The following is a 9,746-nucleotide window of genomic DNA, read 5'->3' as shown; positions in this document are numbered from 1 at the left end:
GAGCAGATCCAGCGGGTCATGAAAGGCGGGGCGTCGTGAAGTCAGTGCGCGTGCTTAGTGCACATGAACCTGCGTACCCACCGATGCAGGCAGGACTTCCAGCACCGGCGCAGGCGCTTTCACGCCTTTGCTCATGCCTTCGCCAGCGATTTCATCCCACGCTACGCTGACTTTGCCGCACTGCTGCACGATGCGGAAGTACAGCTTGCCGGGCTCCGCAGGCAACTTGGCCTGCAATACAAACTCATCGAAATACGCGTCCGGCAGCGAACCGCCCTTCCACGTGATTTCGTTGAGCGCACCGCTGCTGACGATATCGATTTTCCAGCCGGCCTTGGGCATGGGCTTGGCGTGGGTGGCGCCTTCGGGCAGCGTGACCGTCAGGCCGGTCGTGGCCTTGCCATCGCAACCATGGCCAACGCGGAATGACAGCTTCTGATACGTGCCGGCATAGCCGCTAGTCTCGCCCAGCGTGACGTGAGCGTGGGCTGCAACGGCAGTAAAGCCCAGCAGCGCCAGCAAGATCTTGTTCATCGCAGCCTCCTTAGTGTCCGCTATAGTTCAGCGGTTTGACCATGACATCGAGCGACATCGTTTCCGTGCCCTTGCTCTGCTTGCGGATGAGCAGCGTGACCGGCACCGTCTCGCCCTCTTTCAACTGGCGCTTCAGATCCATCAGCATCACGTGATAGCCGCCAGAAACCATATTGACGGTCTGCCCGGCAGGCAGCGCGACAAACGGCACGGCATGCATGCGCATGGTCTGCCCATCCATCTGCATCTGATGGATTTCGACCGTGCCAGCAACCGGCGAGCGCACTTCCACCAGCTGCGCCTCGCGCGTTGACTTGATCTGCATGAACAAGCCGCTCGATTTGGCTGAGGGCACCGTGGCGCGTATCCACGCACCACTGACATCCACCTGGGCGCAAGCAGCAGCGCTGGCCGTCGCCAGCATCAGGGAGAGCAGGAGATTTTTCATCCTGCCATTATAGATCAGCGTTCGGACTTCAGAACTTCGCGCGCGATTTCCACCGTGGTGGTGCCATCGGTCAGCCAGATCTGGCCGTCCTGGATCGTGCACTGCAGCTGCATGGTGCGTTGCGCCATCTTGCCCAGCTGTTCGGTAGCGTCGGCAGGCAGATCGACCACGGTCAGGTTCTTGCAACGCTCCACCTTGTTGGCCAGGCCCTTCCACCAGATATGGCTGGTGGCCGAATAGCTGTAGACGTAGACATGCTCCGAGCGGCCGCAGGCTTTCAGAATCACCTTCTCGTCGGGCTGGCCGACTTCAATCGACAGCTCGATAGCGCCGGTCAGGTCCTTGTGCCACAGATCCGGCTCCTCGACATCGAACAGGCCCTTGGTAAAGGTCAGTGCGTCATTGGCGTGAATCGCAAACGCGACTAGGCGCACCATCATGCGCTCGTCGGTTTCGGACGGATGGCGGGCCATCGTCAGCTGGTGGGTTTCGTAGTAATTGCGGTCCATGTCCGCAATCGACAGTTCTGCTTTATAAATTGTTGCTTTGAGGGCCATCTAAAATTTCTCTTACTTAAATACGACGGTTTTATCGCCGTTTTGCAAAATGCGGTGTTCAACGAACCACTTCACGGCGCGCGCCAGCACCACGCACTCGACGTCGCGGCCGATGGCGGACAAGGTATCGGCATCCATCGAATGGTCAACGCGCTCCACGTCCTGTTCGATGATCGGACCTTCGTCCAGGTCGCCGGTGACAAAGTGGGCAGTGGCGCCAATCAGCTTGACGCCGCGGTGGTGCGCCTGTGCGTACGGCTTGGCGCCCTTGAAGCTGGGCAGGAAGGAGTGGTGAATATTGATCGCTTTGCCCTTCAGCGCCGTGCACAAGCCAGGCGACAGAATCTGCATGTAGCGCGCCAGCACCACCAGGTCGATCTTGTGGGTGTCCATCAGTTCGATGATCCTGGCTTCCTGCGCCAGCTTGGCTTCCTGCGGCGCACCGGTCGCCAGCGGCAGGTGGTGGAACGGAATGTTGTAGCTGGCGGCCAGCTGGTAGAAGTCCATGTGGTTGGACACAATCGCCGGAATTTCCACCGGCAGCAGGCCACTCTTGTAGCGGAACAGCAGGTCGTTCAGGCAGTGGCCGATCTTCGACACCATCAGCATCACGCGCGGCTTGTAGTGCGCGTCGCGCATCTCCCAGTCCAGCTTCATCTCGGCCGCCAGCAGGCTGAAGTCGGCACGCAGCAGATCATCGTTGACGTTGTGGTCTTCGCGCGCAAAATGCACGCGCATGAAGAACAGCCTGGACTCGCTGTCGCCAAACTGCGCCGAGTCGATGATGTTGCAGCCGTGCTCCGCCAGGAAACCCGACACGCGATGAACGATTCCGCGCTGATCCAGGCAAGAGAGTGTCAAAATGTATTCGGGATTGCTCATGACTGCCGTAAGGAAGTTGGACAAAAGAGATCTATTGTCGCACGCCTTGCCTTTTCAGACAAAAATAGCACGATCGTGCAATTTGAGATATAGTCATTCGAACCCCACATAAGGAGAAAATCCATGGAGACAAATCTGCAATTCCGCCTGGCCGCCCGTCCGGTCGGCATGGTCAAGGACAGCGACTGGCAACAGGTGGACGAGCCGCTGCACGAACTGGCCGATGGCGAAGTCCGCATCAAAGTGCTGTACCTGTCGCTTGATCCGGCCATGCGCGGCTGGATGAACGAAGGCAAATCCTATATCCGCCCGGTCGCCATCGGCGAAGTGATGCGCGCTGGCGGCGTCGGCGTCGTGGTGGAATCGCAGTCGGCCAAGTTTGCCGTGGGCGACCACGTGTCCGGCGGCACCGGCGTGCAGCGCTACTGGACCGGCGCAGCCGATGACAAGAGCGGCGCCTTCTACAAAATCGATCCCAAGCTGGCGCCACTGACCACCTATCTGAACACGCTGGGCATGCCCGGCATGACGGCCTACTTCGGCCTGCTCGAATCGGGCCAGCCCAAGGCTGGCGAGACCGTGGTGGTGTCCGGCGCGGCCGGCGCCGTCGGCCAGACCGTGGGCCAGGTCGCCAAGCAGCTGGGCTGCCGCGTGGTCGGCATCGCCGGCGGCAAGGACAAATGCGATTTCGTCGTCAACCAGCTGGGCTTTGACGCCTGCATCGACTACAAGAACGACTCGGTCAAGGACGGCCTCAAGCAGCACTGCCCGCAAGGCGTGGACGTCTACTTCGACAACGTCGGCGGCGAGATCCTCGACCTGGTGCTCACCCGCATCAACCTGAAGGCGCGCATCGTCATCTGCGGCGCCATCTCGCAGTACAACAACACCACGCCGGTGAAAGGCCCGTCCAACTACCTGTCGCTGCTGGTCAACCGCGCGCGCATGGAAGGCATCGTCGTCTTCGACTACGCCGACCGCTACCACCTGGGCGTGGCCCAGCTGGGCCAGTGGATGAAGGAAGGTAAAGTCAAAAGCAAGGAAGATGTGGTGCAAGGCCTGGAACAATTCCCGCAAGCGCTCAACATGCTGTTTGAAGGGAAGAACTTCGGCAAGCTGGTACTGCAGGTCGCACCGGTCTAGCGCGGAACTTTTTATCGCCCTCGGCGGTCTCACAGACATCGCCAACCAGCCGAGGGCTCATCATGTTTCCACTCTTCCCGCCACTGCTCAAATCCCACATCGACGTCGTACTCGACTTCTATACCGACGTCGGCGTCCGCGCGCTGGAAGCCATGTGGGCGATGAACAAGCTCAATCTCGAGCTGTACCGCCAGCTGCCGCAATGGCCTTCTTCCATGCTGCGCATGGAACTTCCGTCCCATCCATACCTCTAAACATACAGAACAGCGCACCGGCTGTTCCTGTTTATCTTAACGGAGGTTTATATGGTCAACACAGCAAACGACAAACCCAAGGGCACGTCCAAGCGCGGCTTTGCCGCCATGGATGAAGCCACACAGCGCGCCATCGCCAGCAAAGGCGGACAAGCCGCCCACCAGAAAGGCACGGCGCACGAATTCGATTCGGAAGAAGCGCGCCGCGCAGGGCAAAAAGGGGGCGAGGCGGTCAGCCGCGACCGCGAACACATGGCCGCCATCGGCCGCAAAGGTGGCGAGAGCCGCCAGTCCGCCGCCCGTGCCAATGCGGCACGGGAAAACGCCGCCAGTTCCGAACAATCAGCCAAAGGCGGCAACCCGCCATAGGCGCCCTATGCCGCCGCCACGCCTTGCAAGCGCTGCAGCATGGAAGCATGCACGCCGGGCGGCGCCGCGGCGATGCTGGCCGAGGTCAGATGATACGGCTGGCCATCGGCCTGGGTGGTCACGCCACCCGCCTCGCGGATCAGCAACGAGCCGCCGATACAATTGTAGCCATCTTCACCGTACTGCCAGAACGCATCCAGCCGGCCGCAGGCGACGTAAGCCAGTTGCAGCGAGGTCGGTCCCAGATTGCGCGCTGCCGCCACGTCGCGCAGCATGGCGCTCAGCGATTCGCCCGCCTTCTGCGTCGCGCTACCATGGCGCGTGGCAAAGGGCGGCTGGCTACTGGCGACGATGCCCATGTAATGGTCCTGGCGCTTGCTGACGCGGATGGCTTTGCCGTTGTAGAAGGCGCCATGGCCCCACAGCGCGTGAAACATCTCGTCATGCATGGCGTCGTAGATGGCGGTGAACACCGCCACGCCTTCACGCATCAGCGTCAGCGACATGCACCAGTTGGGAATCGTACGCAGGAACTGCAGCGCGCCATCGATGGCGTCGCAGATCCAGTACTCGCCGCTCTTGGCATGGGCTTCGCTGAGTTCACCGTCAGCCCAGGCAATGCCCGGATAGCGCGCGGCCAGCCCCTGGCGCAGCAGATCGCTGGCGGCGCCATCAACGCGGTGGAACGCGGCCCACATCTCATCCACCTCCACCACGGGCTCACTCTGCCAGAAGGTCTCGCACAGGCCGGCGCCAACGTCGCGCATCAGCTCCAGTACCCCCTCGGTGTCGATTGCAGTCATGGTTTTTTCCTTGCGATCAATGAAAGCCATAGATTGCCTGTAGAATGGAAACGCAGCTAACTGAAAAAGGACAACTGATAACGCAATCGGGCCAGCACATGAGCAACTACTACGGCGACAAACGCCTGACTGACGACATGCCCATCTACGTCGCCGCCCAGCACACCGATGGCGGTCCCGGCAAGGGCAAATTCACCCATCACCATCCGGAAGGCCAGATGTACATTCCCATGCAGGGTGTGATCCTGGTCGAGGCCGGCGCCAACCGCCAGGTCCTGCCGCCAGGACGGCTGGGCTGGATACCGCCGTACATGCCGCATTCGGCCAGCGCCCATGGCAGCAGCCTGAAACCGGGCCTGGCAGGCTACACCATCCATCTGACGCCCTCGCTCTGTGCTGGCTTCCCGGAGGAGTCGCTGGCGCTGCGCATGTCGCCGCTGGCGGTGTCGCTGCTGGAGCGCATGTGCTTGTGGCCCAGTGGCATGCCGTCCGATGCCGCAGGCCTGCGCATGATGAATGTCTTCCTCGATGAAATGCGCGTGGCCCAGGCCGACCCGCTGCACCTGACCATGCCGCGCCACCCTCGCCTGCTGGCCATGGCCGCCGCCATCGCCGAAGACCCGGCCGATGAGACCGACCTCGACGCCTGGGCCGATCAGCTGGGCTGGTCGCGCCGCAGCCTGACCCGTCACTTCCGCAGCGAAACAGGCATGTCGGTGGTGGAATGGCGCCAGGTCGCGCGTCTGCAAAAAGGCATGGAATTGTTGAACGGCGGCGCATCCGTGACCACGGTCGCGCTCAGCCTGGGTTACGACAGCGTCAGCAGTTTTATCGCCCTGTTCCGCCGCATCCTGGGCACCACCCCGGCCCGCTTTGCCGCCTGACCTCATTGTAGAGTATCAGGCAAGCGATCAATAGTTTCCGGTATGGCCGGATGGCCACCGCATCGCTACCATGGACGTCCTCAAGAAAGGACTTACCATGCCCAAGACATTTTTCATTACCGGCGTCAGCAGCGGCTTTGGCCGCGCGCTGGCGGAGGCGGCGCTGGCAGCAGGCCACACCGTGATTGGCACCGTGCGCAACGCGCAGGCGCGCGCGGCCTTTATCGGCCTGCATGCCGAACGCGCCCATGCCCATGTGCTGGATGTGACCGATTTCGACGCCATCCCGGACGTGGTCGCGCAGGCGGAAGCGGCGGCAGGTCCGGTTGATGTGCTGGTCAATAATGCCGGCTACGGCCACGAAGGCATCCTGGAAGAATCCTCGCTGGACGACATGCGTCACCAGTTCGACGTCAACGTGTTCGGCGCGGTGGCGGTGATGAAAGCGTTTGTACCACTGTTCCGTCAACGCTGGCGCGGCCACATCATCAACATCACGTCGATGGGCGGCTTCATCACCATGCCCGGCATTGCCTACTACGCGGGCAGCAAGTTCGCGCTGGAAGGAATTTCGGAAGCGCTGGGCAAAGAGCTGCACCAGTTCGGCGTGCACGTCACCGCAGTCGCGCCAGGCTCCTTCCGGACCGACTGGGCCGGACGCTCCATGGTGCGCGCCGAACGCAGCATCGCCGACTACGACGCCCTGTTCGATCCGATCCGCACCGCGCGCGCAGCCCGCAGCGGCAAGCAGCCCGGCGATCCGGCCAAAGCCGCGCAGGCAATCCTGACGCTAGTGGAATCGGCCGCACCACCTGCGCACCTGCTGCTCGGCAGCGATGCGCTCGGACTGGTACGCAGCAAGCTCGCGCAGATGGAACAGGACATCAGCGCCTGGGAAGCACTTACCCGGTCAACCGACGGCTAAGACATCGCAGCATTGAGCTGCACATAGCCTTCAACGATGGCATCCGCCAGCGCAGCAGCGGCAGGGGAATCCCCGGCATCAAACCCCTGCAAGGTGATGGCGAACTGCGGCAGCCTGGGCAAGCCCGAGCTGTCATCCAGAACCTGCAAAGCCGAAGGCACTGTCGATGCCAGCAGCACGCTCACCGCATCGTCGCTCAGCACGGTGAAGATGGTCGCCTCGATGCTGGGATAATCCACCACCGTGTACCAGTCGCGCCCCGCCGCGCCCAGCACTGACTGGATCAGGGGCCGGAAGACACAGTCGGGCGCCGCCAGTGAAACGGGCAGCGGCTGGCGCGTCCATGCCGCCCCTTCGATTTTGCCAACCCACACCGGATTATCAAGCCTGAGGACGCGGCCACTGGAGCTGCCATGCATCTCCTCCAGGATCACCAGGTCCAGCTCGCCGGCCTCGTATTGCCTGCGCAAGCCCGGCGACGTACCCGCCGTTACCACCACTTCCACTTGCGGATAGCGGGCGATAAACGCCTGCAGCATCGGCGGCAGCTGCCGCGCCAGCAGGTCATACGGCACACCGAGCCGCACTCGCCCCGTCACGCTGGCGACCGTGAAGGAAGCCAGCAGTTCATCATGCATGCGCAGCAACTCGCGGCCCTCGCTCACCAGCCGCAGCCCGGCATCGGACAGCCGGACGCCATCGTTGCCGCGTTCCAGCAAACGCTGGTCCAGCAATTGCTCCAGGCGCTTGACCTGGTGGCTGACCGCGCCCTGCGTCACGTATAGCCGCTGCGCCGCGCCGCTCATCGAGCCTGTTTCGCTTATGCAGATCAAGGTACGCAACAGGCCAAGGTCCAGATTTCGTTTCATGCGGCACACTGTATCGATAGGGGTGACTGGGCAACTCAACTGAGCCAATACGCAACCTTACCCCACTTGCCCATCCGTGTACCAGACGGAAACTACGGATTTCACTCCTCCATCGTTTGAGGTAATGTCCCGACATTAGCAGCCCTAATGCCGGGTATTAAAAAGTTTCGTTACTCAATCACCTTGACTATCGCTATGCTTGCCCACTTTCAAGGGAGCAGGCACATGCGAGCAGGATGGCTGATTGCACTGGCGCTGCTGGCATCCTGTGCCAGCGCAGCGCCGATCACATTGCAGGTCGATTTGCGGGACGCACCACGCAAGCTGATCCATGCGGTCGAAACCATCCCGGTCGAGCCAGGGCCGCTGCGCCTGGCGTATCCGAAATGGCTACCCGCCGAGCACGACCTGGGGCCGGTGCAGCAGCATACCGGCCTGTTCATCACCGGCAACGGCCGTCCCATCCGCTGGAGACGCGATGCGTACGACGTGTTCCTCTATCATCTGGACGTCCCGGCGGACGTGCACAGCATCGAGATCCGCAGCGACTTCATCGCCAGCGATCCGCCAGCCGAAGGCGGCGGATCGACCAGCGACAAGGTCGCCGTCTTGAGCTGGAACGCGGTGGTGCTCTACCCCTATGCTGACGCTGGCGCCAAGGTCAGCGACATTCAGGTGCAGCCTGCCGTCACCCTGCCCCCGCAATGGCGCCACGCCAGCGCATTGGAAAACGCACGCCAGGAGGCAGACGGCAGCATCACATTCCGCACCACCTCGCTTGAGCGCCTGGTGGATTCGCCGCTCATCGCCGGCCGCTATTTCCGCGAAATCCGCTTGGCGCCCGATGTCACGCCCGCACACTATCTGGACATGGTGGCCGACACGCCGGCGGACCTCGATATCCCCGCCGCCCGCATCGAACAGCTATCCAGGCTGGTGCGCCAGAGCGGCAAGCTGTTTGGCTACCGCCACTACGATACCTTCAGCTTCCTGGTCACACTGTCCGACCATATTTCCGGCCGCGCCGTCGATCACCACCAGTCGCTGGACAACCGCCGTCCCGCCAAGTTTCTGACCGACGACACCATGCTGACGCGCTATGCCAACTTCATTCCCCATGACCTGGTGCATAGCTGGAACGGCAAATACCGCCGCCCCGCCGGCCTCAGCGCACCGAATTTCCAGTCGCCGCCGGATGGCAGCGAGCTGTGGATCGTCGAAGGCCTGAGCGACTACCTGGGCACCGTACTTGCCGCGCGCGCCGGCATGTGGGACCTGGAACAGTTCCGCGGCGTGCTCGCCGATAACGCCGCAGCGATAGAGCATCGCCAGGGCCGCACATGGCGCGACCTGGAAGACAACGGCCGCATGGCCATGGCGCTCTGGGCCAATCAGGATCAGGCCTATGACAACTGGCGCCGCAACGGCTTCGATTTCTACCGTGAAGGCGCCATGGTCTGGCTCGATGTCGATGTGGCGCTGCGTAACGCCAGCGCGGGGAAAAAATCGCTCGACGACTTCGTTGCGCTGTTTTACGGTGGCGGCGCCGACACCGGCCCCATCGCCCGTCCCTACCAGATGGACGACGTGATCGCCGCCCTGAATCAGGTGGTGCCGCTGGACTGGGCCAGCTTCCTGCGGGAGCGCGTGCAATCCTTGCAGCCCAATCCCACCCTGAGCGGGATACAGGGCGCGGGCTATCGCCTGGTGTACCGCGACCAGCCGAGTGCATGGTCGGCCTTCAATGGCAAAAACGGCTTTGAGTATTCGCTCGGGCTCAATGTCAACCGGCGCGGCGAGATCACCGATGTGCTGTTCGACAGCGCCGCCAGCCAGGCCGGCCTGGTGCCAGGCGCCGTGATCGCCACAGTACAAGGACAGCCGTACAGTACCGCCGTGCTGCAACAAGCGATCCGCAGCGCGCACGGCGCGATTCAATTATCCTTGCAGGATGGCACGCCAATCAGCGTTATCCATGATGGTGGTGAGCGCTATCCGGCCCTGGAGGCCATCCCCGGCATGCCGGACCGGCTGGCGGACATCATCAAGGCACGGTAGCACCACACTTAAAATAACCA

The 9,746-nt window shown here is 62.3% G+C and carries 12 protein-coding genes; 6 read left to right on the top strand and 6 right to left on the bottom strand.

What is annotated here, in order from left to right:
- Nucleotides 1–54 precede the first annotated feature (54 nt).
- From GTP58_RS25960 to purU, 4 genes are read right to left on the bottom strand one after another with little or no spacing between them, the layout of a single operon-like run.
- Nucleotides 55–534 (bottom strand): YcnI family protein, encoded by a 480-nt coding sequence (locus GTP58_RS25960; protein ID WP_161079923.1) that lies wholly within the window; start codon nucleotides 532–534, stop codon nucleotides 55–57.
- 10 nt (nucleotides 535–544) lie between these two features.
- Nucleotides 545–982, bottom strand: a complete 438-nt coding sequence (locus tag GTP58_RS25955) for a copper chaperone PCu(A)C (RefSeq protein WP_161079922.1) — start codon at nucleotides 980–982, stop codon at nucleotides 545–547.
- 14 nt (nucleotides 983–996) lie between these two features.
- Entirely contained in the window at nucleotides 997–1,539 is a 543-nt protein-coding gene (locus GTP58_RS25950; RefSeq protein ID WP_161079921.1) for a YaeQ family protein, read from the bottom strand.
- Between the two features lie 12 nt (nucleotides 1,540–1,551).
- Nucleotides 1,552–2,421 carry a formyltetrahydrofolate deformylase gene (gene purU / locus GTP58_RS25945; protein ID WP_161079920.1) on the bottom strand — a complete coding sequence of 290 codons (870 nt, stop codon included), beginning with the start codon at nucleotides 2,419–2,421 and terminating at the stop codon, nucleotides 1,552–1,554.
- Nucleotides 2,422–2,544: 123 nt separating this feature from the next.
- Between purU and GTP58_RS25940 the strand changes: the two genes are divergently transcribed.
- The 3 genes from GTP58_RS25940 to GTP58_RS25930 all read left to right on the top strand — a co-directional run bounded on the left by GTP58_RS25940 (nucleotide 2,545) and on the right by GTP58_RS25930 (nucleotide 4,187).
- Nucleotides 2,545–3,564: an NADP-dependent oxidoreductase gene (locus GTP58_RS25940; RefSeq protein WP_161079919.1), complete on the top strand. Its 1,020-nt coding sequence runs from the start codon at nucleotides 2,545–2,547 to the stop codon at nucleotides 3,562–3,564.
- 62 nt (nucleotides 3,565–3,626) lie between these two features.
- Nucleotides 3,627–3,818 carry a hypothetical protein gene (locus tag GTP58_RS25935; RefSeq protein ID WP_161079918.1) on the top strand — a complete coding sequence of 64 codons (192 nt, stop codon included), beginning with the start codon at nucleotides 3,627–3,629 and terminating at the stop codon, nucleotides 3,816–3,818.
- A 51-nt stretch (nucleotides 3,819–3,869) separates the two neighbouring features.
- On the top strand, nucleotides 3,870–4,187 hold the full coding sequence (locus tag GTP58_RS25930) for a KGG domain-containing protein (RefSeq protein WP_072786436.1): 318 nt from the start codon (nucleotides 3,870–3,872) through the stop codon (nucleotides 4,185–4,187).
- Between the two features lie 5 nt (nucleotides 4,188–4,192).
- On the opposite strand, the gene GTP58_RS25925 is transcribed toward GTP58_RS25930, so the two are convergent.
- Nucleotides 4,193–4,990 carry an inositol monophosphatase family protein gene (locus tag GTP58_RS25925; RefSeq protein WP_161079917.1) on the bottom strand — a complete coding sequence of 266 codons (798 nt, stop codon included), beginning with the start codon at nucleotides 4,988–4,990 and terminating at the stop codon, nucleotides 4,193–4,195.
- A 98-nt stretch (nucleotides 4,991–5,088) separates the two neighbouring features.
- On the opposite strand from GTP58_RS25925, the gene GTP58_RS25920 reads away from it, so the two are divergent.
- Nucleotides 5,089–5,874: an AraC family transcriptional regulator gene (locus GTP58_RS25920; protein WP_161079916.1), complete on the top strand. Its 786-nt coding sequence runs from the start codon at nucleotides 5,089–5,091 to the stop codon at nucleotides 5,872–5,874.
- Between the two features lie 97 nt (nucleotides 5,875–5,971).
- Entirely contained in the window at nucleotides 5,972–6,799 is an 828-nt protein-coding gene (locus GTP58_RS25915) for an oxidoreductase (protein ID WP_161079915.1), read from the top strand.
- Here the strand turns inward: GTP58_RS25915 and GTP58_RS25910 are convergent.
- The gene (locus tag GTP58_RS25910) at nucleotides 6,796–7,668 is read right to left on the bottom strand and encodes a LysR family transcriptional regulator (RefSeq protein ID WP_161079914.1); all 873 of its coding nucleotides are present in this window, start codon (nucleotides 7,666–7,668) and stop codon (nucleotides 6,796–6,798) included. The genes GTP58_RS25915 and GTP58_RS25910 overlap by 4 nt on opposite strands.
- A gap of 225 nt (nucleotides 7,669–7,893) precedes the next feature.
- Between GTP58_RS25910 and GTP58_RS25905 the strand changes: the two genes are divergently transcribed.
- Nucleotides 7,894–9,726 (top strand): M61 family metallopeptidase, encoded by a 1,833-nt coding sequence (locus GTP58_RS25905; RefSeq protein WP_161079913.1) that lies wholly within the window; start codon nucleotides 7,894–7,896, stop codon nucleotides 9,724–9,726.
- Nucleotides 9,727–9,746 lie beyond the last annotated feature (20 nt).

The sequence above is a fragment of the Duganella sp. CY15W genome, assembly GCF_009857555.1.
Classification (GTDB): domain Bacteria; phylum Pseudomonadota; class Gammaproteobacteria; order Burkholderiales; family Burkholderiaceae_D; genus Rugamonas; species Rugamonas sacchari.
This window is presented reverse-complemented; position numbering and strand designations above follow the sequence as displayed.

Coding starts and splice junctions, on each gene's coding strand:
- GTP58_RS25960 (WP_161079923.1), bottom strand. CDS start 534: ATGAACAAGATCTTGCTGGCGCTGCTGGGCTTTACTGCCGTTGCAGCC.
- GTP58_RS25955 (WP_161079922.1), bottom strand. CDS start 982: ATGAAAAATCTCCTGCTCTCCCTGATGCTGGCGACGGCCAGCGCTGCT.
- GTP58_RS25950 (WP_161079921.1), bottom strand. CDS start 1,539: ATGGCCCTCAAAGCAACAATTTATAAAGCAGAACTGTCGATTGCGGAC.
- purU (WP_161079920.1), bottom strand. CDS start 2,421: ATGAGCAATCCCGAATACATTTTGACACTCTCTTGCCTGGATCAGCGC.
- GTP58_RS25940 (WP_161079919.1), top strand. CDS start 2,545: ATGGAGACAAATCTGCAATTCCGCCTGGCCGCCCGTCCGGTCGGCATG.
- GTP58_RS25935 (WP_161079918.1), top strand. CDS start 3,627: ATGTTTCCACTCTTCCCGCCACTGCTCAAATCCCACATCGACGTCGTA.
- GTP58_RS25930 (WP_072786436.1), top strand. CDS start 3,870: ATGGTCAACACAGCAAACGACAAACCCAAGGGCACGTCCAAGCGCGGC.
- GTP58_RS25925 (WP_161079917.1), bottom strand. CDS start 4,990: ATGACTGCAATCGACACCGAGGGGGTACTGGAGCTGATGCGCGACGTT.
- GTP58_RS25920 (WP_161079916.1), top strand. CDS start 5,089: ATGAGCAACTACTACGGCGACAAACGCCTGACTGACGACATGCCCATC.
- GTP58_RS25915 (WP_161079915.1), top strand. CDS start 5,972: ATGCCCAAGACATTTTTCATTACCGGCGTCAGCAGCGGCTTTGGCCGC.
- GTP58_RS25910 (WP_161079914.1), bottom strand. CDS start 7,668: ATGAAACGAAATCTGGACCTTGGCCTGTTGCGTACCTTGATCTGCATA.
- GTP58_RS25905 (WP_161079913.1), top strand. CDS start 7,894: ATGCGAGCAGGATGGCTGATTGCACTGGCGCTGCTGGCATCCTGTGCC.